This window comes from Streptomyces sp. NBC_01267, from assembly GCF_036241575.1.
Lineage (GTDB): Bacteria > Actinomycetota > Actinomycetes > Streptomycetales > Streptomycetaceae > Streptomyces.
This window is the reverse complement of the sequence record NZ_CP108455.1, coordinates 4969322-4990413: the sequence shown is the minus strand read 5'-3', so window position 1 is coordinate 4990413 and position 21092 is coordinate 4969322. Positions and strand designations below refer to the sequence as shown.

Below are 21092 nucleotides of genomic sequence, written 5' to 3'. Positions count from 1 at the left end.
GCCGCGGAGGCGCGCGGACCGGGTGCCACACACTCCACTCCCCGCACCCCCGCCCGAAGCAGAAACGACCCGGCCCCGGCACCTGATCAGGTGCCGGGGCCGGGCGCTGCGCGACGGGTCGGGATGACCCCACAGGTCAGGGCGGATGTCGGGTGAACCCGCCGCGCGGTCCGGGGTGCGGAGCGAGCGTCAGCCCAGGCGCTTCACCAGGGCGTGGTACTCGTCCCACAGTTCCTTCGGGGCATGGTCGCCGAAGGTGTTGAGGTGCTCGGGAATCAGCGCCGCCTCCTCGCGCCAGACGTCCTTGTCGACCGTCAGCAGGAAGTCCATGTCGGCTTCCGAGACGTCCAGGCCCTTGGTGTCCAGGGCACCCTCCGCCGGGAGGATGCCGATGGGGCTCTCGACACCCTCGCCGCCGCCGTCGAGGCGCTCGACGATCCACTTCAGGACACGGCTGTTCTCGCCGAAGCCGGGCCAGACGAACTTGCCCGCGTCGTTCTTACGGAACCAGTTCACGTAGTAGATCTTCGGGAGCTTCGCCGGGTCCTTGTCGGAGCCGACCTTGACCCAGTGGCCCATGTAGTCGCCCATGTTGTAGCCGCAGAACGGCAGCATGGCGAACGGGTCGCGGCGCAGCTCGCCGACCTTGCCCTCGGCGGCGGCGGTCTTCTCCGACGCGACGTTCGCGCCGAGGAAGACACCGTGGTTCCAGTCGAAGGACTCGGTGACCAGCGGGACCGCGGAGGCGCGGCGTCCGCCGAAGAGGATCGCCGAGATCGGCACGCCCTTCGGGTCCTCCCACTCGGGAGCGATGATCGGGCACTGCCCGGCGGGCACGGTGAACCGGGCGTTGGGGTGGGCGGCAGGCGTGCCCGACTCGGGCGTCCAGTCGTTGCCCTTCCAGTCCGTGAGGTGCGCGGGCGGCTCCTCGGTCATGCCCTCCCACCAGACGTCGCCGTCGTCGGTCAGCGCGACGTTGGTGAAGACGGAGTTGCCCCACATGGTCTTCATGGCGTTGGCGTTGGTGTGCTCACCGGTGCCGGGCGCGACACCGAAGAACCCGGCCTCCGGGTTGATCGCGTACAGCCGGCCGTCCTCGCCGAAGCGCATCCAGGCGATGTCGTCGCCGATGGTCTCCACGGTCCAGCCGGGGATCGTCGGCTCCAGCATGGCGAGGTTGGTCTTGCCGCAGGCCGACGGGAACGCGGCAGCGACGTACTTCGACTCCCCGCGCGGCGGCGTCAGCTTCAGTACGAGCATGTGCTCGGCCAGCCAGCCCTCGTCCCGCGCCATCACCGAGGCGATGCGCAGCGCGTAGCACTTCTTGCCGAGCAGGGCGTTGCCGCCGTAGCCGGAGCCGTACGACCAGATCTCCCGGTCCTCGGGGAAGTGCGAGATGTACTTGGTGGAGTTGCACGGCCACGGCACGTCCTGCTCGCCCTCGGCGAGGGGCGCGCCCAGGGTGTGGACGGCCTTCACGAAGAAGCCGTCGGTGCCCAGTTCGTCGAGGACCGGCTGTCCCATGCGTGTCATCGTGCGCATGGACACCGCGACGTACGCGGAGTCGGTGATCTCGACGCCGATCGCGGAGAGCGGCGAGCCGACCGGGCCCATGCAGAAGGGCACCACGTACATCGTGCGTCCGCGCATCGAGCCGCGGAAGACACCGCCCTGACCGCCGGACCCCGTGAAGATCTCGCGCATCTCCGCCGGGGCCTTCCAGCGGTTGGTCGGGCCCGCGTCCTCCTCCTTGACGGAGCAGATGAACGTACGGTCCTCGACGCGCGCGACGTCCGACGGGTCGGAGGCGGCGTAGTACGAGTTGGGGCGCTTGACCGGGTCGAGTTTCCTGAAGGTCCCCTTGGCCACGAGCTCCCCGCACAGGCGCTCGTACTCGGCTTCGGATCCGTCACACCAGACCACACTGTCCGGTTGCGTCAGCTCGGCGATCTCGTTCACCCACGAGATCAGTTCCTGGTGCTGGGTCGGGAGGACAGTGGGAGCCGCGATGTCGCGCGCCACGATTGCTCCTAGGTGCGTATGTGGTGGTTTGAGGGTTTTTGCCCCTTGGGGGCGACGGCCCGGATGCTTCGTAGCCGCTCATCCGGTGCCGCTTGCACTCATCTGATGATCCGCGCCTCGCGCCCATCTGTCCAGGGGGTCACTCACGTGAGCGTCGCCACTCGTGATCAGGGAACCGTGAACAGGGAACGTGACCCGGGTGCGCGAACCGTGACGGGAAACCGAAAACCTGACCGCCCGCGAATCCGGAACCTACGCATCCGTAGGTAGCATCGGCATATGAATCCCGCCGCCTCCGAAGCGACCGAGCTCCCCCCGACGCCGGTGAAACCGAGACTGCGCGGCTGGCTGCACGCCGGGATGTTCCCGGCCGTGATCGTCGCGGGGCTGGCGCTCGTCGCTCTCGCCGACTCCACCCGCGCCCGGGTGGCCTGCGCGATCTACATCCTCACGGCCTGCATGCTCTTCGGGGTGAGCGCCCTGTACCACCGCGGGACCTGGGGGCGGATGGGCGAGGCCGTCCTGCGCAGGCTCGACCACGCGAACATCTTCCTGATCATCGCGGGCACCTACACCCCGCTGTCCCTGCTGCTGCTCCCCCGGTCCACGGCGATCCCGCTGCTCTGGGCGGTCTGGGGAGCGGCCCTCGCCGGGATCGCGTTCCGGGTCTTCTGGGTCGGCGCGCCACGCTGGCTCTACACGCCCTGCTACCTCGCGATGGGCTGGGCGGCGGTCTTCTTCCTGCCCGACTTCATGCGCCAGGGCGGGGTCGCCGTGCTGGTGTGCGTGCTGGTCGGCGGGCTGTTCTACAGCGTGGGCGGCGTGATCTACGCGATGAAGCGCCCCAATCCGTCACCGCGCTGGTTCGGCTTCCACGAGGTGTTCCACTCGCTGACCCTGGCCGCGTTCATCTCCCAGTACGTCGCGATCTCGCTGATCGCCTACTGACCGCCCACTGATCTCCCGGCACCGGGCCGTGTCCCCGCCACAGGGGGCACGGCCCGGTCCCGTCTCCCGGAGGCTCAGTCCTCGCCCAGCTTGCCGGCCAGTACGGCAGGGTCGGGCGTCGGCGCGTCGCAGGTGAAGTTCCGGCAGACGTACGCCGCTGCCCGCCCGTCGATCAGCGGCCGGTCCGCCAGCAGCGGGAACTCGCCGCCGCCGCTCTCCCCCACCGCGACGACCGCGCCGGGCGCGGTGCCCAGCAGCGCCGTACGGTGCAGCGCAGCGGTCCCGGCGTCGCCCGCCGGTCCCACGACGGCCACCTCACGCGGCCCGTCGAGCGCCGCCTCGGCCACCGCCAGCCCCCATCCGATGAACCGCGGCGCCCGCGGCCCGAGCGCCTTGACCACACCCAGGGCCCGCTCGGCGGCGGTGCGATGGGCCTCGGACCCGGTGTGCGCGGCGTACGAGAGCAGCGCCCCGGCGGCGGCCGTCCAGCCGGAGGGGGTCGCGGTGTCGGTCGGGTCCTGCGGCCTGCGGATCAGCGGCTCGGCGTCGTGCGCGGTGTCGTACAGCGTGCCGTTCTCGCCGATGAACTGGTCGAGTACGAGATCGAGCAGGAACCCGGCGAACTCCAGCCAGACCCCCTCCCCGGTGACCCCGGCGAGCGCCAGGAACCCTTCGGCGACGTCCGCGTAGTCCTCCAGCACCCCTGAATTGGCCCCGACCCGGCCGTCCTTGGAGGTACGCGAGAGCCGGGCGCCGTCGTTCATGTGCACCCGGACCAGCAGATCCGCGGCCTCGGTGGCACGCTCGACCAGGTCGGGCCGGTCGAAGTACGCGCCGGTCTCGGCGAGGGCGGCGATCGCCAGGCCGTTCCAGGCGGCGACGATCTTGTCGTCCCGGCCGGGGCAGGGGCGCAGCGCACGGGCCGCCAGCAGCCGCTCGCGCAGGCCGGCGGGAACGTCGTCGCCCGGCAGCTGGAGGACGGATGCGCCCTCCTCGAAGGTCCCGTCCCCGGTGACCCCGTACAGCAGCGCGGCCCGCTCCCCGTCCTCCTCGCCCAGCGCCTCGCGCAGCTGGGCGGGGGTCCAGACGTAGTAGGCGCCCTCGACGTGCTTCCCGGTCGCGTCCTCGCTGTCCGCGTCCAGCGCGGAGGCGAACCCGCCCTCGGGGGTGCGCAGTTGGCCGGCGATGAAGTCGGCGGTCTCCAGGGCCACCCGGCGGGCGAGGGCGGAGCCGGTGGTCCGCCACAGATGCGCGTAGACGCGGCAGAGCAGGGCGTTGTCATAGAGCATCTTCTCGAAGTGCGGCACGACCCAGTCCCGGTCCACGGAGTACCGTGCGAACCCGCCGCCGAGCTGGTCGTAGATCCCGCCGCGCGCCATCGCCTCGCAGGTGTCGGCGGCCATCTGGAGCGCGCCGTCGGAACCGGTACGGGCGTGGTGCCGCAGCAGGAACTCGAGCGCCATGGACGGCGGGAACTTGGGCGCACCGCCGAATCCGGCGCTCTTCGCGTCGTACTCACGGCTCAGCGCGAGCAGCGCCCGCGCGAGATCCGCGGCGTCGGGCCGCTCGGGCGCGTCGGCGGCGAGGGAACGCCCGGCCAGGTCATGTACGACCTTGGCCGCGACCTCGTCGACCTCGCCGCGCCGGTCGGTCCAGGCGGTGTGGACGCCTTCGAGGACCTGCCGGAACGAGGGCATGCCGTGCCGGGGTTCGGGCGGGAAGTACGTACCGAAGTAGAACGGCCGGGCTTCGGCGGTCAGGAACACGCTCATCGGCCAGCCGCCCTGGCCGGTGGCGGCCTGGACGGCCTCCATGTAGACGGCGTCGATGTCGGGCCGTTCCTCGCGGTCCACCTTGACGGACACGAAGTGCTCGTTCATGTACGCGGCAGTGGCGTCGTCCTCGAAGGACTCGTGCGCCATGACGTGGCACCAGTGACACGCGGAGTACCCCACCGAGAGAAGGATGGGTACGTCGCGCCGTCGCGCTTCCTCGAACGCCTCCGGCGTCCAGGGCCACCAGTCGACGGGGTTGTCCGCGTGCTGAAGCAGATAGGGCGAGGTCACGCCAGCCAGCCGGTTCATGCGGGCCAGCCTCTCACGGCACCTGGCGTGAGAGACGAAACCCTCACGGACCCTCCTCGCTCGGCCGAACTGCACGTGAGCGCCATCCCGTGGTGGGCGGCTCCTCCCCCTCAGGGCCGGTGCCGAACTTCTCCCGGCGTTCCTCCGAGTCGGGCGGCCCGGACACCTCGGAACAGTAGGCTGGGCGCAGCAGTGCCGGACCTGCCAAGGCTCCTCGGAGGAGGTACACCATGACCGCCGAAATGGTGGCGCCCGCGTGGATGCACACGCAGATCAGCGCGGAGCAGTACGACTCCTGGTCCGAGGAGCAGTGCGCCGGCATCGAGATCGTGGACGGGATGGTCGTCGTGAGCCCGAGCGCCTCCAAGCGGCACAACCGGCTGGCCCGAATCCTGGCCAATGCCCTGGACGCCGCCGCAGGCCCGGACTGGAACGCCGACACGGACTTCGACGTCCGCCTGCAGGACGTTCCGCTCACCAACCGCCATCCGGACGTCATCGTCTACCGGGCGGAGACCATCGACCTCACGCCCACTCGCCCCGAGCACGTGCTCCTGGTCGTCGAGGTCGTGTCACCCGGCTCGGAGACCACCGACCGGATCGTGAAGGTGGATCAGTACGCCAGGGCCGGCATCCCCTTCTACTGGCGGATCGAACAGGCCGCCACCGGCGTCCCGATCATCTACACCTACGTTCTCGACCCCGCCACCAAGGTCTACCGGGACGGCGAGATGTTCACCGGCGTGATCAAGGCTGCCGCGCCGTTCGCCGTGACCGTCGACCTGGGATCCGTCTGACGACGCCGGAAGATCATTTCCGCATGACTGAGCCGCTGTGCGCATACGGGGCCGAGGCTCGGCGCCCGTCCGGCCCGGCTCGGCCCTGACGACCGGTCGGAGCTCCGCGGAAACCACGTGGTCCTCAGCGAGACGTGAAGGGCCCGGACACCACCCGGTTCGTGAGTTCACCGACACCAGAGCCACGCGCCGCACCCGGCACTCGGGAAGACCGGGGCATCGCTTCGCCGGGCCTCCTCCGTCACCGCGCACGCCCCTGCCCGCGCGGATCCGGCGTCCGGACCCCGTACGACGTCCTCCGGTCAGGGGAGTTGGGCCGGACTCCCTCGCGTTCCGCGGCCGTACACAGGACACTTGCAGTCCGAACAGAATATCCCGGAGGGGGAATGCAGATGCGGGACGGCCATCGGGCTGAAGCGGAGAGGCTGTTGGCGCGCGCCGTGGAGGAGGAGGTGCGGCGCTCCGGAGGCCGGGCCGACGGGGGCACACTGCTGGCGCGCGGGCGTGGTGCGCTCGATTCGCTCGCGGTGAGCGCCGCGGACGAGTACGCGGCGTACACCCGGTCCCTGGACGCCGCAGCGGCCGAGCAGCATCCGCTGTCCGCGCACTTCAACCGGGGCTCGATCGGAACTCCCTTGCTGGTCACGGGTGTTGCGGCGGTGGCCGCCTTCGGGGCGGACGTCGCTCTCGGTACGGGCGGAGGCACCGCCCTCGGTACCGGTGCGGTCGTCGCGGTCGCCGGGGCCGCCGCCACCGTCGTCAAGGTGACCGCCTCGCACTGGCCCGCGGCGCACCGCAGGGCCGGGGCGCAGGGCCAGCCGGGCGGCACCGAGCAGTTGCGGCTCCAGTGGCTGACGGCGCTGGAGGTGCGCGGCATCCGCCCGTACCTGGACCAGCAGCGGATGCTCAGCACGCCCAGGAAGAAGGCGGCCGGGACGGTGCCGCCGCAGCTGCGGCGCACCGACAAGAGCGCGGCGGCCCGCAGGCGGTCCGTCCTTGAGCAGTCGTTCGGTCATCTCCCGCAGCCGGAGGGGCCGTTCGCGGGCCGCCGTCAGGAGATGACGCAGATCGCCCAGTGGGTGCACGCGGCCCGCGCGTCCACCGAGACCCGGCCGACGGTCGTGGTGCTGCACGGGGCCCCCGGCTCCGGGCGCACCACCCTGGCGGTGCGCGCCGCGCACCAGCTGAAGGACCAGTTCCGCGGGGCGTGCGTGGTCGATCTGCGCGGGGCGACCCGCGACGAGCCGCCGCTGTCGACCCGGGACGCGCTGCTGCATCTGCTGAACCGGCTCGGCGCGCCGCGTGAGCAGCTGCTCTTCCGGGAGCGCTCCTCTCCCGAGCAGCATCTGAAGCGGCTGAGCGAGCTGTACCACCAGCATCTGACGGGGCTGCCCGTGACGGTCGTGCTCGACGACGCGTCCGATGCGGACCAGGTGCGGGCGCTCGTGCCCGCGCGTTCGGACAGCCTGGTGCTGGTGACGGCCCGCACCCCGCTGGAGCTGCCCGCCGACCTGACGGCCTGGGTGCACCAGCTGCCGGTCGAGGCGCTGGACACGGCGGGTTCGGAGGAGCTGCTGCGGGAGATCGCGGAGGAGCGCGAGGACCCGTACGACGCCGAATCGACCGATCTGGTCGCGGAGTTGTGCGGCGGGCTGCCGTTGGCGCTGCGGGTCGCGGGCTCCTCGCTCGGCCCCCGTTCGACCCGCGAACTCGGCGCGCATCTGGGCACGTACACCCGGCTGGACCCGGTGGAGCGCGCCCTGCGGCTGCGCTACAGCGATCAGCCCGAGCAGGGGCGGCGGCTGCTGCGCAGGCTCGCGCTGGCCGGCCGCGCCAGCCTCGGGGTGGCGGCAGCCGCGGCGCTGCTGGGCGCCGACGACCAGGAGGCGCGGCGGCTGCTGACCCTGCTGTCACGGGCCGGTCTGATCGGCCAGGTGCGGGGCAGCCGCTACCGGCTGCACGACACGGTACGGACGTTCGCGCAGGCCAGGCTGGAGGAAGAGGAGGCGCAGTCGGAGCGTACGGCGGCCCAGGAGCGGCTGATCCAGAGCTACGCGGAGCTGGCGGACGCGGTGATCCGGCTGGTGGACGGCAAACTCTCCACCCGGGCGGGGCAGTTCGGACCGCACGGCTTCGCCTCGCTGGACGCGGCGCTGCGCTGGCTGGACGAGGAGTCGAGCTTCATCACGTCGGCGCTGCGCCAGGCGGAGGGGGTGGACCAGGATGTGGTGCTGCATCTGCTGGGCGCGCTCTGCGACTACTGCCTGCTGCGCGGTGACCTCTACCGGCTGGGTGAGATCAGTGAGCTGACCCAGGCGGTCGGCCAGGGCCTGCTGGCCCGGTCGGTGCAGTGGCGTACGGGCATCGCGGCCCGTCAGCTCGGTGAGCTGGACAAGGCCCGGACGACGCTCAGTTCGGTCGTGGACCTCTACCACGAGGCGCAGCAGGATGCCGGTGAGGCGCTCGCGCTCTGTTCGCTGGGGATCACCCTGCACCACCAGGGCAATCTGACGGAGGCGTCGGCGCGGCTGCGGGAGGCGATCGCGCTCCAGGCGGCGCCGGAGCTGGCGGCGGACCGGGCGTGGTCGCTGCACGCGCTGGCTGCGGTGGAGCGGGACCGGGCGAATCTGCCGGAGGCGCTGACGCTGCTGTCGACGGCGCTCGTCCTGCACCAGGAGAGCGATTCCCTGCACGGTGAGGCGTGGACGCACTTCCAGCTGGGGCAGCTGTGCCTGCGGCTGGGTGACGTGCCGCGGGCGGAGGAGGAGCTGCGGACGGCGCTGGACGCGTACGGGCAGACCCGGGACGGCCGCGGTGAGGCCTGGGCGATGACCCAGCTCGCCAGGGTCCGGTTGTTCGACGGTGATCCGTCGGCCGCCGTGGACCAGCTGCGCCAGGCGCTCTCCCGGCACCGGGACAACGAGGACGCGCGGGGCGAGGCGTGGACGCAGTACTACCTGGGGCTGGCCCTGGAGGAGCGCGGCGAGCGGGACCAGGCGGTGCGGGACCTGGAGCGGGCCCGCACGATGTTCTCGCGGATGCGGGACGTGTACGGGCTGGCCTGCGCCCGCCACCACTCGGGGCGGGTCACCCGCGACCAGCAGGCGGCCCGGACGGGCAACCTGCGCAACAGCGGTTTCGCCCGCCAGCTGCTGGTGGACGCCCGCACCGACTTCCAGCGGATCGGTGTCGCGCACGGCGAGGCGTGGACCTGCCTGGAGCTGGCCCTGATCGACGCGGGCAACAACCGCTCCGCCCAGGCACTCCAGCTCTGTGACGAGGCGGCGGACCTCTTCGCGGGGTACGGCGACCGCCGGGGCGTCGACTGGGCGCGCTTCCTGCGCTGCACGCTGCTGCCGTACGCGTCACCGGGCGGCTCGGAGGTGGGTGCGGCGGTGGCGGCCGAGGAGCTGTCCCAGCTGCTCGGCGCCCCGCACCCGAGCCGCGACAGCAAGCTGGCGGACTGCGCGGAGGCGTACGCGCTGGTGCTGGACCGGGGTGTGGAGCTGGAGGACGGCTGGCAGGCGTGGCTGCTGGGCATGGTGCCGACCCGGAACTCCCGGGAGGTCATGGGGGTGCCGGTGACGGGCGCGCCGCAGTAGGCGGATCGGCCGGTGGCGGCAGCACCGCAGTAGGCGGACCCGGGGCGGGCGGTCCCGGCTCCGGCTTCCGGCCGTCCGCCATCGCCGGACGGGCTGTCACCCGGCCGGTCCGGCGAGGGCGGGGGTCCGGGTCAGGAGCCGGGTCCACCGGCTCCTGGCCCGGGGCGTCCGTCAGCCCCGTTCGGGGTCCGCCGCCGACGCGGCCGTCGCCACCTTCTCGGCCTGCGGCTCCGGTGCCTCCTTGAAGGAGACCCGGCCCATGTGGCGGCTCATCGACTTCATCAGCAGCCACACGCCCACGGCCAGGGCCGCGAAAACGAGGAAGCCGAGAAGGCCCGGAGTCACCTTGTTGTCGTCGACCTCGGCCAGAGGGACGAGGTGCGTCAATGCCTGGCTAGCGCTCATAACTAGGCATTGTCCCGGATGCCCGCAAAGAGGTCGTCCTCGGGGAGGGATGTGTCCACGAGAGACTTCGCCAGCTCGTACTCCTCGGTCGGCCAGACCTCCTGCTGGATCTCCATCGGGACGCGGAACCAGCCGCCGTCGGGGTCGATCTGTGTGGCGTGCGCGATCAGCGCCTTGTCACGGATCTCGAAGAAGTCCGCGCACGGAATGTGCGTGGTCAGCGTGCGCTCGGCGCGCTCGAACTCCTTCCAGCGCTGCAGCCAGTCCGCGTACGGCGACTCCATGCCGCGCGCCAGCAGCGCCTCGTGCAGCGCCACCGTGCGGGGCTTGTTGAAGCCCTGGTTGTAGTAGAGCTTCTGCGGCTGGAAGGCCGGGCCGAACTCCGCCTCGGGGTACTTCTCGGTGTCCGCCGCGGCATCGAACGCCACCATCGAGATCTGGTGGGTCATGATGTGGTCGGGGTGCGGGTATCCGCCGTTCTCGTCGTACGTCGTGACGACCTGCGGCCGGAATTCACGGATCAGCTTCACCAGCCGTCCCGCGGCGACGTCGACGTCCTCCAGCGCGAAGCAGCCTTCGGGCAGCGGCGGCAGCGGGTCGCCCTCGGGCAGACCCGAGTCGACGAAGCCCAGCCAGGCCTGGCCGACGCCGAGGATCTCGCGTGCCTCGTCCATCTCTTTCTTGCGGACTTCGTGGATGTGCTCCTCGATGTAGGAGTCACCCTGCAGTTTCGGATTGAGGATGGAGCCGCGCTCGCCTCCGGTGCAGGTCACGACCAGCACGTCCACCCCCTCGGACACGTACTTGGCCATGGTCGCCGCACCCTTGCTCGACTCGTCGTCGGGGTGGGCGTGGACGGCCATCAGGCGAAGCTGCTCAGTCAAGACAGGATCCTCAGTGATTCGTCGCAATCGGCGGCTTCTATAGTGACCGACTGAGGGGCCGGAAAATTCCGGGATTCCCCTGCACTGGAGGAACGATCATGACGGCGGTAGGCGAACAGCTCCCCGCGGGCCGCTACGGCGGCTCCGCGGACCAGCGCGCGGACCGCAAGCTGAAGGTCATCGGCGCGGTGCTCGGCGCCGTGGCGCTCGTGGTCGTCGGCTGGTTCGGTTACCAGTCCATCGGCGGGAAGTCGATCAGCGGTGAGGTCATCAGCTGGGACATCGCCTCGGACCACGCCGTCGACGTCCACCTCGAAGTGCGCAAGGACGCGAACGTCCACGGCACCTGCACGCTGCGCCTGCGGGAGACCGACGGCGACGAGGTCGGCCGCAAGGACGCCCGGTTCGACCAGCGCGAGAAGCGGATCGACCAGGTGATCACGGTACGGACCACCGCACGGGCGACCAGCGTCGAGCTGGTCGGCTGCCAGACCGGCTCCTGACCCCGGCCGACGGCCGCCGCCACGGACCGCACCCGTTACCTCCTCCCCCTTCCGCGCCGGAATTGTTAGGCTCGTGGTTTCGCCCGCCCCTGGAGGCACATCCTTCTGGGTAGGGCGATGCTTTGTATTTCCGGTACCTACGAGGAGCACCAGTGACCCAGACCAGCGAAAACGTCACCTGGCTGACCCAGGAGGCGTACAACCAGCTGAAGGCTGAGCTGGAGTATCTGTCGGGTCCCGCACGCTCGGAGATCGTCACCAAGATCGCGGCGGCCCGCGAGGAGGGTGACCTGCGCGAGAACGGCGGGTACCACGCGGCCAAGGAGGAGCAGGGCAAGCAGGAGCTGCGCGTACGCCAGCTGACCCAGCTGCTCGAACACGCGAAGGTCGGCGAGGCCCCCGCGACCTCCGGCGAAGCCGCTCCCGGCATGGTCGTGACGATCGCCTTCGACGGCGACGAGGACGACACGATGACCTTCCTGCTCGCCTCCCGCGAGTACGCCAGCTCGGACTTCGAGACGTACTCCCCCCAGTCCCCGCTCGGCACCGGCGTGATCGGCAAGAAGGTCGGCGAGAACGCCGAGTACGAGCTGCCGAACGGCAAGACCGCCACGGTGAAGATCCTCAAGGCCGAGCCCTTCAAGGGCTGAACCGGCTGAATCAGCTGAACGGGCTGAACCAGCTGTGCGGAGAGCCCCCGGCGCGTATCGCTCGCGACGGGGGCTCTCCCGTTCCCGCCGGACGGTCAGGCCGTCGCCGAGCGGTACTTGCGGACCGCCAGTGTGCGGAAGACCACAAAGATGAGCAGCGACCAGAGCAGCGAGGCCCATACGGGGTGCTGCATGGGCCAGGCGTCCGACGTCGACACGCCCGGGTTGCCGAAGAGCACCCGGCAGGCCTGGACGGTCGCGCTGAAGGGGTTCCACTCCGCGATCGGCTGGAGCCAGCCGGGCATCATCTCCGTCGACACGAACGCGTTCGAGACGAAGGTCACCGGGAAGAGCCAGACGAGCCCCCCGGAGGTGGCCGCTTCCGGCGTGCGGACCGAGAGGCCGATCAGCGCGCCGATCCAGGAGAACGCGTACCCCAGCAGAAGCAGCAGCCCGAAGCCGCCGAGGACCTTCCCGATGTTCTCGTGGGTGCGCCAGCCGACCAGCAGGGCGACGATCGCCAGCACCACCAGGGTGAGCGCCGTCTGGACCAGGTCGGCGATCGTCCGTCCGGTGAGCACCGCGCCGCGGGCCATCGGCAGCGAGCGGAACCGGTCGATGAGGCCCTTGTGCATGTCGTCGGCGATGCCCGCCCCGGCACCGGCCGTGGCGAAGGTGACGGTCTGCGCGAAGATGCCCGCCATCAGGAAGTTGCGGTAACCGACGGCGCTGGTGGAGCCGTTGACGACCAGGGACCCGCCGAAGACGTAGCTGAAGAGCACCACGAACATGATCGGCTGGACCAGGCCGAAGACCACGATCTCGGGGATCCGGGTCATCCGGATCAGATTGCGCTTCGCGATGACCAGGGAGTCGCTGACCGACTGCGTGATGCCGCCGCGCGGCCGGGGGGCCGCCGGGTTGGGTGCGGTGTCCGTGGCTGCGGTCACTTGCCGGCCTCCTGTGCGGTGTCCGTGACGTTCTCGGTGCCGTTCTCGGTGCCGTTCTCGGGAACCTCGGCGACGTGGCCGGTCAGGGAGAGGAACACGTCGTCGAGGGTGGGCCTGCGCAGTCCGATGTCGTCGATCTCGACACCGCGCGCGTCCAGGTCCCTGATGACTTCGGCGAGCAGCCTGGCGCCGCCGGAGACCGGGACGGTGAGCTTGCGGGTGTGCTGGGCGACGGCGACCTCGCCCGTGCCGAGCGCGGTCAGCACCTCCCTGGCGGGGCCGATCTGGTCGCGCTGGTGCACGACGACCTCCACCCGCTCGCCGCCGGTGCGCGCCTTGAGCTGGTCCGAGGTCCCGCGGGCGATGACCTTGCCGTGGTCGATGACGCAGATGTCGTGGGCCAGGTGGTCGGCCTCTTCGAGGTACTGGGTGGTGAGCAGCAGTGTCGTGCCGCCCGCGACGAGTTCCTCGATGACCTCCCACAGCTGCTGCCGGTTGCGCGGGTCGAGGCCGGTGGTCGGCTCGTCCATGAACATCACGGGCGGCTGGACGACGAGCGCGGCGGCGAGGTCGAGACGCCGCCGCATGCCCCCGGAGTACGTCTTGGCCGGGCGGTCGGCCGCGTCGGCGAGGTGGAACCGGTCGAGCAGTTCGACCGCACGCTTCTTCGCCGCGCGGCCGGACATCTGGTACAGCTGGCCGACCATCTGGAGGTTCTCGCGGCCGGTGAGGTATTCGTCGACGGCGGCGAACTGGCCGGAGAGGCCCATGGACCGGCGCACTTCCGTGGGGTGCTTGAGCACGTCGATCCCGGCGACGAACGCCTTCCCGCTGTCCGGCTGCAGGAGGGTCGTCAGGACGCGTACGGCTGTGGTCTTGCCGGCGCCGTTGGGCCCGAGCAGGCCCAGAACCGTTCCTTCCGGGACATCGAGGTCCACGCCGTCGAGTGCGCGTACGTCACCGAAGGTCTTGACCAGGCCTTCGGCGTAAATGGCGCCAGGCATATGGGTTCCCCCCGCATGGGTGCGTTCTGGGTGATTTCCAGGCGATTTCTGCACACATCGTAGGTTTGCGACGACCGCTTCGCCCCTCAAGACGGCGCCACGGATCGCGACCCACGCACTCTATCGCGATGTATCGCGTATGTGCAGGGGGTTCTCCGCTCGTGTACGGGACCACTCGGGCTGCTGCCCGAGCGGCTGCCGCGGGGCGCTACCCGATGACCGGGCAGGGCTACCCGATGACGGTGTAACCCGCGTCCCGCAGCGCCGCACCCACCTCGACGCAGTGCTGCGGACCCTTGGTCTCCAGGTGCAGCTCCACCTCCGCCTCGGTGAGCCCGAGCCGGGGATCGGTCCGTACGTGACTGACGTCCAGGACATTGGCGTCCACCACCGACAGCACCCCGAGCAGGGTCGCGAGCGCGCCGGGACGGTCCGTCAGCCGCAGCCGCAGCGAGAGGTAACGGCCCGCGGCGGCCAGGCCGTGCGTGAGGATGCGCTGTATCAGCAGGGGGTCCACGTTGCCGCCCGACAGGACCGCCACCACCGGCCCCTCGAAGGACCCCGGATCGCTCAGCAGCGCCGCCACCGGGCTCGCCCCGGCCGGCTCGACCACCATCTTCGCCCGCTCCAGACAGAGCAGCAGGGCGCTGGACAGCTCGTCCTCCGAGACCGTACGGACCTCGTCGACCAGCTCCTTGATGATCCCGAACGGGACGTCTCCCGGGCGGCCCACCTTGATGCCGTCGGCCATCGTCACCGGCGCCTCGATGGACACCGGACGGCCCGCGGCGAGCGAGGGCGGATAGGCGGCGGACCCCGCCGCCTGCACGCCGACGACCTTCACGTCCGGCCGGAGCGCCTTCACCGCCACCGCGATCCCCGCGGCCAGACCGCCGCCGCCGATGCCGACGACGATCGTCCGCACCTCCGGGCACTGCTCCAGGATCTCCAGGCCCACCGTGCCCTGCCCGGCGATGATGTCGGCGTGGTCGAAGGGGTGGATGAAGACGGCTCCGGTCCGCTGCGCGTACTCCTGCGCGGCGGCGAGGGTCTCGTCGACGACGTGGCCGTGCAGCCGCACCTCCGCGCCGTACTCACGCGTCGCCGCGACCTTCGGCAGCGGGGCGCCCAGCGGCATGAAGACCGTGGACCGCACACCGAGAAGGGACGAGGCCAGCGCGACACCCTGCGCGTGGTTGCCCGCACTCGCCGCGACCACCCCGGCGGCGCGCTCCTCCGGGGTCAGCCCGGAGATCCGGACGTACGCACCGCGCAATTTGAACGAACCCGTCCGCTGGAGGTTCTCGCACTTGAACCGGACCGGGGATCCGACCAGTGCGGAGAGGTGCCTGCTGCCCTCGATCGGGGTGGTGCGCGACACCCCGGAGAGCATCTTCTGCGCTCCGAGGACGTCATCAAGGATCAGTGGCGGCAGGGGGCGTGACGTACCGAAGCTCATACCGGCAAGTCTCGCAGCTCGACGGCCACCGGGCCGCCCGAGCCCGGCGGGGCCGACATGTCGGGCAACAGGTTGACGCAGCGCCGGTACGGGTCCGCGCCGGGCCGCGTACTCTGTCCCCCACTGTCCGCCCCTCGCACGAAGAGAGCCCCCGGCCATGCCCCTTTCTCAGGACATGACTTCCGATCTTGACCCAGGCTTCCTCGATGTTCTCCAGCACCAGGTGGCCCTCTTCGCCCGCCGTGCCGAGCAGACCCGGCTCGGGGGCGTCGGTCAGGTCCGCAACTCGATGGACCGCGCCGCCTACCTGCTGCTCAACCGGCTGGACCGCGAAGGCCCGATGGGGGTCAAGGCGCTCGCCGCGGGCATGGGCATCGACTCCTCGACGGTGACCCGTCAGGTCGCCCCGCTCGTCGACACCGGCCTGGTCAAGCGCACTTCGCACCCCGAGGACGGCCGGGCGGTCGTCCTGCAGCTCTCCCCGCGCGGCGAGAGCCGCCTGGAAGAGGTGCGTTCCTCGCGCCGCGCACTGATGGCGCAGGTCACGGACGGCTGGTCGCAGGACGACCGGGAGACCTTCTGCACGCTGCTCACCCGTTTCAACTCGGCGCTCTCCGCCCGCACCGCGGGACCGCAGGACCCCGGTACGCCGACCTCTTGACCGGGGGTGCCGACCTGTTCTCAGATTCTCGGATGAGACCAGGGAGGCACTGTGCAGCAGCCTGCGCACCAGCGGACGGCAGCCCGGGAACGTAGCCGTGCCCAGGAGTTCGAGGCTTTCGTCGCGGGCGCGGCCGGACGGCTCCTGCATGCCGCGACCCTGCTGACGGCCGAGCCCGTCGATGACAACCCACGGGCGCGACGGCTGCTGCTGGCCGCCCTCTCGCTCACGTACGCGCGCTGGGACCGGCTGCGCGGCGAGGACCCGTACGACCGCACCCGTCAGGAACTGGCGTCCCGCTTCGCGCACAGCGCCTGGCGCCACCACCGCCCGCTCGGGACGGGCCGGGCGCACTGGCTGAACCGGGCGGGCCGGGTGAACCGGGTGGGCCGGGTGAACCGGGTGGGCCGGGTGACGCGGCCGGGTGACGGTGTACTGGCGCGGCTGACCCCGCAGGAACGTCTCATCCTCGTGCTCCGGCTGTACGAGGGGGTCGCCGAGGAACAGACCGCGGCGCTCGTCGGACTTCCGGAGGAACGGGTCCGCGCGATCTGCGCCCGCGCGACGGCGGCCATGCACCGCACGCCCCGACGGCCCGCGCCGCGCCTCCCCGAGGCAGCGAAGCCGTGAACCGTCCGGACCGCAAGGAGGACGTGGTCCGCCGGATGCTGGAGGGCCCGCATCCGCTGGTCCCGGCGGACCTGGTGGCCAGGGCGACGGTACGCGGCACGAGAATGCGGCGCCGTCGCACCGCGGGCCGCAGACTGCTGTGGCTGCTGCTGACAGCGGGGCTGGTGGTGTTCGTGGTGTGGGCCGCGGTGACCCACCCGTGGGCCCCTCCACCGGTCCGGACGACGCCGCCGGTGGAGGGGTTCTGACGGGAGGGTCGGCCCAGCGCCCGACCGGGAGGGTCGGCCCAGCTGGTTCTGACGGGAGGGTCGGCCCAGCTGGTTCTGACGGGGAGGGTCAGCCCAGCTGATTCTGACCGGGAGGGTCGGCCCAGCTGATTCCGACCGGGAGGGTCAGCCCAGCGCCTGCTGAAGATCCGCCATCAGGTCGTCGCCCGACTCGATCCCCACGGACAGCCGCACCAGATCCGCCGGGACCTCCAGCGCCGAGCCCGCCGCGGAGGCGTGCGTCATCCGTCCCGGGTGCTCCACCAGCGACTCCACCCCGCCCAGCGACTCACCCAGGGTGAACAGTTCGGCGCGGTTGCAGACCTCGACCGCCGCCTGCTCGCCGCCCGCGACCTGGAACGACACCATGCCGCCGAACGTCCGCATCTGCTTGGCCGCGATCTCGTGCCCCGGGTGCTCGGGCAGACCGGGGAAGAGGACGTTCGTCACCTTGGGGTGCCGGGTCAGCATCTCCGCGATCCGCGCCGCGTTCTCGCTGTGCCGGTCCATCCGTACAGCGAGGGTCTTGATCCCCCGCAGCACCAGCCACGCGTCGAACGGCCCGGCGACCGCACCCATCGCGTTCTGGTGGTACGCCAACTCCTCGGCGATCTCATCGGAGTTGGCGATCAGCGCACCGCCCACGACGTCCGAGTGCCCGCCCATGTACTTGGTCGTCGAGTGCACGACGACGTCCGCGCCGAGCGCCAGCGGCTGCTGGAGGTAGGGGCTCGCGAAGGTGTTGTCCACGACGAGCTTGGCGCCCGCGGTCCGCGCCACGTCCGCGACGGCCGCGATGTCGGTGATCCCCAGGAGCGGGTTGGAGGGCGTCTCCACCCAGATCACCTTGGTACGCGGGGTGACCGCGGCCCGTACCGCCGCCGGGTCCGAGGTGTCGGCGACGGACCATTCCACGCCCCACCGGGACACGACCTTCGAGAAGAGCCGGAAGGTGCCGCCGTACGCGTCGTTCGGGATGACCACATGGTCACCCGGCGCGAGCAGCGTACGCAGCAGGCAGTCCTCGGCGGCGAGCCCGGAGGCGAAGGCGAGCCCGCGCCGCCCGCCTTCCAGGGCCGCCAGGTTCTCTTCGAGTGCGGTACGGGTGGGGTTGCCGCTGCGGCTGTACTCGTAGCCCCCGCGCAGTCCGCCCACCCCGTCCTGCTTGTACGTGGAGACCTGGTAGATCGGGGGTACGACCGCGCCCGTCAGGGGGTCCGCGGTGTTGCCTGCGTGAATGGCGAGGGTCTCGAAACTGCGGTGCACGCTGTGCTCGTCGCTCATGGGCACCGAGCGTAGTGGTCAGAGGCCCGTGGTGTCTGGTTCGCTGGGGACATGGAGATTCTCTGGATCCTGCTCGCGGTGTGCATGTTCACGGCCGTGCTCAGCCCGATCGTGCTGCGCTCCCGCGGCGGTATCCGGCAGGTGCTGCCCGGTTCCCCGGACGCCGCGGACCCCGACGACTACGGATTCCTGCGCCAGGAGGAACTGGACGTGCGGCTGCCCGGCCCCGACCAGGATCTGCTGGACGTCCTCGCCCTGGTGCAGCGCACCCAGGACTGGCGCCCCGCGGCCCAGCTGCTCGCCGGTACGCCGAAGTCCGGCGAGCAGCGCTGGCAGCGGGTGCAGGCCTTCGCCGGGGCGGCCTCGCTGGAACTGGCACAGCGGCCCGGCGTCGGCGGGGCCTGGCTCCGCAAGTGGCGCTCGGAGTCCCCGAAGGACGCGGGCGCGGCCCAGATCCACGCCGAGTTCCTGATCCAGCAGGCCTGGCGGTCCTCGACGGCCGGGACGGACGACTTCCGGATCATCCTGGAGGAGGCGCACACGGTCTGCGGTGAGGCGGCGCTGCTCGCACCGGGCGACCCGATTCCGTACATCGTGGAGCTGGCCGTCGGCCGCGGACTCGCCTATCCGGAGCCGCAGTTCGAAGAGGTGTGGGCCAAGGTGATCGACCGCGCGCCCGAGCACATGGGGGCGCACCTCGCCGCGCTGCACTACTGGTGCGAGAAGTGGCACGGCTCCCGCGCGCGGGCCGACGAGTTCGCCCACGCGGCGGCGGCCCGCGCGCCGCGCGGTTCGCTGCTCGCCGCGCTGCCCCTCTTCGCGCTGTACGAGCACCTGCCCGAGGTCAACATGGTGCGGAGCTTCTACCGGAGCGAGTCGGTGACCCGGGCGGTGGAAGGCGCACTGCACGCGGTGCACACGGCGCGCGCCGACGACCCGGTGCTCGCGCACGTACGCCATCTGCTGGTCTTCTTCCTCGTCCGCTCCGAGCGCTGGTCGGAGGCGATGAACCAGCTGGTCCGCATAGACGGTCATGTGGGCGCGCTGCCGTGGACGCTGGGTGCGGATCCGGCGGCGGAGTACGCGGTGTACCGGGCGCTGGCGGTCGCGGGGTACGAGGCGAACGGCGGCAGTCCGGCCACGCTGCCGCACTGAGCCGGGGCCGGGGCCGGGGCCTGAGCCGGGGCCGGGGCCTGAGCCGGGGCCGGGGCCTGAGCCGGGGCCTGAGCCGGGGCCGGGGCCTGAGCCGGGGCCGGTGAGTGGTCCCCGGGCTGCTCTGCGGCCTGATCCCCTGGTTGCTCTCCGGCTGCTCCCCGGGCTGCTCTCCGGCTGCTCCCCGGGACGCTCTCCGGGCTGAGTACGCTGGCCGTCCACCCCGACGGGAGCTCCCATGACTCGCCTCATCCCGCTGATCCTGATCGGCCTCGGCGTCTACTTCTGGTTCCGGACCCGGCGGAAGACGGCCGCGTACCTGGACCGCGTCACCGACCCGGACCGCGTCACCGACCCGGACCGCGTCATGGACCGCCCGGCGGCGGGATCGACGGCCCACGACGACCGGCAGGAATCCTGACCGGGTCCGGAACGTTGCACGGGTTGTACCCGTACTCCCCGAGGAGCCGCAGCCGATGTTCCTGAACCGCACCCCCCAGCTCCCCACGCCGGAGCAGGCCCTGAAGGGCCGCGCCACCCCGGAGTTCGAGCTGCCCGACCACCACACGGTCCTGGGCAACCCGCTGGCCGGCCCGTACCCCGAAGGTCTGGAGGTCGCGGACTTCGCCCTGGGCTGTTTCTGGGGCGCCGAGCGCATCTTCTGGCAGACCGAGGGCGTCTGGACGACGCTGGTCGGCTACCAGGGCGGCTCCACGGTGAACCCGGCGTACGAAGAGGTCTGCTCGGGCCTGACCGGCCACACCGAGGCGGTCCGCGTGGTCTTCGACCCGCAGGTCGTCCCGTACGCCACCCTCGTGAAGACCTTCTGGGAGTCCCACGACCCGACCCAGGGCTTCCGCCAGGGCAACGACGTCGGCACCCAGTACCGCTCGGCGATCTACACGCACTCGCCGGCGCAGGCGGAGACAGCAGCGGCGTCCCGCGCGGCGTACCAGCAGGTCCTGACCGGGTCGGGGTACGGCACGATCACGACGGAGATCCTGCCCGCGGAGGGCCGCGAGTTCTACGCCGCGGAACCGCACCACCAGCAGTACCTGGACAAGAACCCCGCGGGCTACTGCGGCATCGGCGGGACGGGCGTTTCCTGCCCGATCGGTGTGGCCAGGGCGGACGGCTGAACCTCCGCCTGCCCGGCGGGGATTGCGCCGGCGCCGGAAGTGGGCAAGTAAGTCTGTAACGGATCTGCTGGTCTGCGGCAGGATTGAGCCGTGCCGACCGACGCAGACAAGATCGAGCTCACCGAACACGAACTTCGCGAGATCGCGGGTTACGCGGCTGAGGGTGCCCGCAGGGTGCTGTCGATCTTCGAGCAGAGGCTTCCTACTGACACGCGCCCTCGTGACGCCATCGACGCGGCAGACGCTTTCGCCGGGGGCGGTCTGCGTACAAGCGCTCTGCGGCAGAGCGCCTGGGCGGCGTACAGAGCGGCACGAGAAGCCGCTGCACCCGCTGCGGTCGACGCGGCGCGGGCGGCGAGCCATGCGGCGGCTGCGGCATACCTTCATCCCAAGGCAAGCGCTCATCAGGTGAAGCACATTCTCGGCGCGGCAGCGCATGCGGCACGAGCAGAAGAGTTGGCAGCCGGAGACGACCCGTGTGTCGCTGCGCGGACCCTTGAATGGGCACGTCATCACGCACCGGCAGCGGTCACTGCGGTGCTCGGCCGGCTGCCCGCCGCGCCTCCCGGGGGCGGGCGTGTGGGGGAGCTCATTCGCGAGCTGGACGCCGCTCTCCGCGCCTGAGGGTGGGGAGGCGGACGGCTGAGTCAGC

At 71.2% G+C, this 21092-nt stretch carries 20 protein-coding genes; 12 read left to right on the top strand and 8 right to left on the bottom strand.

Annotated elements, in window-relative coordinates; translation table 11 throughout:
- Window positions 1-189 precede the first annotated feature (189 nt).
- The gene (locus OG709_RS23105) at window positions 190-2022 is read right to left on the bottom strand and encodes a phosphoenolpyruvate carboxykinase (GTP) (RefSeq protein WP_250299749.1); all 1833 of its coding nucleotides are present in this window, start codon (window positions 2020-2022) and stop codon (window positions 190-192) included.
- Between the two features lie 279 nt (window positions 2023-2301).
- Here OG709_RS23105 and trhA point away from each other — a divergent pair, with 279 nt between their 5' ends.
- On the top strand, window positions 2302-2970 hold the full coding sequence (gene trhA, locus OG709_RS23100) for a PAQR family membrane homeostasis protein TrhA (protein ID WP_250299748.1): 669 nt from the start codon (window positions 2302-2304) through the stop codon (window positions 2968-2970).
- Between the two features lie 74 nt (window positions 2971-3044).
- Here the strand turns inward: trhA and OG709_RS23095 are convergent, their stop codons facing one another.
- Window positions 3045-5054 (bottom strand): thioredoxin domain-containing protein, encoded by a 2010-nt coding sequence (locus tag OG709_RS23095; RefSeq protein ID WP_329167617.1) that lies wholly within the window; start codon window positions 5052-5054, stop codon window positions 3045-3047.
- Window positions 5055-5284: 230 nt separating this feature from the next.
- Here OG709_RS23095 and OG709_RS23090 point away from each other — a divergent pair, with 230 nt between their 5' ends.
- Both OG709_RS23090 and OG709_RS23085 read left to right on the top strand, forming a co-directional pair.
- A complete protein-coding gene (locus OG709_RS23090; RefSeq protein WP_326694133.1) occupies window positions 5285-5851 on the top strand; it encodes a Uma2 family endonuclease in 567 nt (188 codons plus the stop codon).
- A 392-nt stretch (window positions 5852-6243) separates the two neighbouring features.
- Window positions 6244-9453 carry a tetratricopeptide repeat protein gene (locus tag OG709_RS23085; protein WP_266641133.1) on the top strand — a complete coding sequence of 1070 codons (3210 nt, stop codon included), beginning with the start codon at window positions 6244-6246 and terminating at the stop codon, window positions 9451-9453.
- A 171-nt stretch (window positions 9454-9624) separates the two neighbouring features.
- Here the strand turns inward: OG709_RS23085 and OG709_RS23080 are convergent, their stop codons facing one another.
- Window positions 9625-9858 (bottom strand): hypothetical protein, encoded by a 234-nt coding sequence (locus OG709_RS23080; RefSeq protein WP_250299727.1) that lies wholly within the window; start codon window positions 9856-9858, stop codon window positions 9625-9627.
- Window positions 9859-9860: 2 nt separating this feature from the next.
- A complete protein-coding gene (gene mca / locus OG709_RS23075) occupies window positions 9861-10742 on the bottom strand; it encodes a mycothiol conjugate amidase Mca (RefSeq protein WP_250299725.1) in 882 nt (293 codons plus the stop codon).
- Between the two features lie 98 nt (window positions 10743-10840).
- On the opposite strand from mca, the gene OG709_RS23070 reads away from it, so the two are divergent.
- Window positions 10841-11245, top strand: coding sequence for a DUF4307 domain-containing protein (locus OG709_RS23070; RefSeq protein WP_266641136.1), 405 nt, complete (start codon window positions 10841-10843; stop codon window positions 11243-11245).
- Between the two features lie 152 nt (window positions 11246-11397).
- Window positions 11398-11895, top strand: coding sequence for a transcription elongation factor GreA (gene greA / locus OG709_RS23065; protein WP_250299721.1), 498 nt, complete (start codon window positions 11398-11400; stop codon window positions 11893-11895).
- 95 nt (window positions 11896-11990) lie between these two features.
- Here greA and OG709_RS23060 read toward each other — a convergent pair whose 3' ends face one another.
- The 3 genes from OG709_RS23060 to ilvA form a co-directional block, all read right to left on the bottom strand.
- Window positions 11991-12845, bottom strand: coding sequence for an ABC transporter permease (locus tag OG709_RS23060; protein WP_250299720.1), 855 nt, complete (start codon window positions 12843-12845; stop codon window positions 11991-11993).
- On the bottom strand, window positions 12842-13849 hold the full coding sequence (locus tag OG709_RS23055; protein ID WP_250299718.1) for an ATP-binding cassette domain-containing protein: 1008 nt from the start codon (window positions 13847-13849) through the stop codon (window positions 12842-12844). The genes OG709_RS23060 and OG709_RS23055 overlap by 4 nt, the downstream gene beginning before the upstream one ends.
- A 229-nt stretch (window positions 13850-14078) precedes the next feature.
- Window positions 14079-15308, bottom strand: coding sequence for a threonine ammonia-lyase (gene ilvA, locus OG709_RS23050; protein WP_250299717.1), 1230 nt, complete (start codon window positions 15306-15308; stop codon window positions 14079-14081).
- Window positions 15309-15465: 157 nt separating this feature from the next.
- Between ilvA and OG709_RS23045 the strand changes: the two genes are divergently transcribed.
- From OG709_RS23045 to OG709_RS23035, 3 genes are read left to right on the top strand one after another with little or no spacing between them, the layout of a single operon-like run.
- Window positions 15466-15969 carry a MarR family winged helix-turn-helix transcriptional regulator gene (locus OG709_RS23045; RefSeq protein WP_250299714.1) on the top strand — a complete coding sequence of 168 codons (504 nt, stop codon included), beginning with the start codon at window positions 15466-15468 and terminating at the stop codon, window positions 15967-15969.
- A 51-nt stretch (window positions 15970-16020) separates the two neighbouring features.
- Window positions 16021-16599: a sigma factor-like helix-turn-helix DNA-binding protein gene (locus tag OG709_RS23040; protein ID WP_250299713.1), complete on the top strand. Its 579-nt coding sequence runs from the start codon at window positions 16021-16023 to the stop codon at window positions 16597-16599.
- On the top strand, window positions 16596-16847 hold the full coding sequence (locus OG709_RS23035) for a hypothetical protein (protein WP_250299710.1): 252 nt from the start codon (window positions 16596-16598) through the stop codon (window positions 16845-16847). The genes OG709_RS23040 and OG709_RS23035 overlap by 4 nt, the downstream gene beginning before the upstream one ends.
- A 144-nt stretch (window positions 16848-16991) precedes the next feature.
- Here OG709_RS23035 and OG709_RS23030 read toward each other — a convergent pair whose 3' ends face one another.
- Window positions 16992-18149 carry a cystathionine gamma-synthase gene (locus tag OG709_RS23030; protein ID WP_250299745.1) on the bottom strand — a complete coding sequence of 386 codons (1158 nt, stop codon included), beginning with the start codon at window positions 18147-18149 and terminating at the stop codon, window positions 16992-16994.
- A gap of 51 nt (window positions 18150-18200) precedes the next feature.
- On the opposite strand from OG709_RS23030, the gene OG709_RS23025 reads away from it, so the two are divergent.
- The 4 genes from OG709_RS23025 to OG709_RS23010 all read left to right on the top strand — a co-directional run bounded on the left by OG709_RS23025 (window position 18201) and on the right by OG709_RS23010 (window position 21064).
- Window positions 18201-19304 carry a hypothetical protein gene (locus OG709_RS23025; protein WP_250299708.1) on the top strand — a complete coding sequence of 368 codons (1104 nt, stop codon included), beginning with the start codon at window positions 18201-18203 and terminating at the stop codon, window positions 19302-19304.
- A 235-nt stretch (window positions 19305-19539) separates the two neighbouring features.
- The gene (locus tag OG709_RS23020; protein WP_329167616.1) at window positions 19540-19722 is read left to right on the top strand and encodes a hypothetical protein; all 183 of its coding nucleotides are present in this window, start codon (window positions 19540-19542) and stop codon (window positions 19720-19722) included.
- Between the two features lie 55 nt (window positions 19723-19777).
- Window positions 19778-20440: a peptide-methionine (S)-S-oxide reductase MsrA gene (msrA, locus tag OG709_RS23015; protein WP_250299704.1), complete on the top strand. Its 663-nt coding sequence runs from the start codon at window positions 19778-19780 to the stop codon at window positions 20438-20440.
- Window positions 20441-20530: 90 nt separating this feature from the next.
- Entirely contained in the window at window positions 20531-21064 is a 534-nt protein-coding gene (locus OG709_RS23010) for a putative immunity protein (protein WP_329167615.1), read from the top strand.
- The last annotated feature ends 28 nt before the right edge of the window (window positions 21065-21092 follow it).

Excerpts from the sequence above, each read along its gene's own strand:
- OG709_RS23095 (WP_329167617.1), bottom strand. The coding sequence starts at position 5,054 with ATGAACCGGCTGGCTGGCGTGACCTCGCCCTATCTGCTTCAGCACGCG.
- ilvA (WP_250299717.1), bottom strand. The coding sequence starts at position 15,308 with ATGAGCTTCGGTACGTCACGCCCCCTGCCGCCACTGATCCTTGATGAC.
- trhA (WP_250299748.1), top strand. The coding sequence starts at position 2,302 with ATGAATCCCGCCGCCTCCGAAGCGACCGAGCTCCCCCCGACGCCGGTG.
- OG709_RS23045 (WP_250299714.1), top strand. The coding sequence starts at position 15,466 with ATGCCCCTTTCTCAGGACATGACTTCCGATCTTGACCCAGGCTTCCTC.
- OG709_RS23090 (WP_326694133.1), top strand. The coding sequence starts at position 5,285 with ATGACCGCCGAAATGGTGGCGCCCGCGTGGATGCACACGCAGATCAGC.
- OG709_RS23080 (WP_250299727.1), bottom strand. The coding sequence starts at position 9,858 with ATGAGCGCTAGCCAGGCATTGACGCACCTCGTCCCTCTGGCCGAGGTC.
- msrA (WP_250299704.1), top strand. The coding sequence starts at position 19,778 with ATGTTCCTGAACCGCACCCCCCAGCTCCCCACGCCGGAGCAGGCCCTG.
- OG709_RS23070 (WP_266641136.1), top strand. The coding sequence starts at position 10,841 with ATGACGGCGGTAGGCGAACAGCTCCCCGCGGGCCGCTACGGCGGCTCC.
- OG709_RS23025 (WP_250299708.1), top strand. The coding sequence starts at position 18,201 with ATGGAGATTCTCTGGATCCTGCTCGCGGTGTGCATGTTCACGGCCGTG.
- OG709_RS23085 (WP_266641133.1), top strand. The coding sequence starts at position 6,244 with ATGCGGGACGGCCATCGGGCTGAAGCGGAGAGGCTGTTGGCGCGCGCC.
- OG709_RS23020 (WP_329167616.1), top strand. The coding sequence starts at position 19,540 with ATGACTCGCCTCATCCCGCTGATCCTGATCGGCCTCGGCGTCTACTTC.
- OG709_RS23030 (WP_250299745.1), bottom strand. The coding sequence starts at position 18,149 with ATGAGCGACGAGCACAGCGTGCACCGCAGTTTCGAGACCCTCGCCATT.
- OG709_RS23055 (WP_250299718.1), bottom strand. The coding sequence starts at position 13,849 with ATGCCTGGCGCCATTTACGCCGAAGGCCTGGTCAAGACCTTCGGTGAC.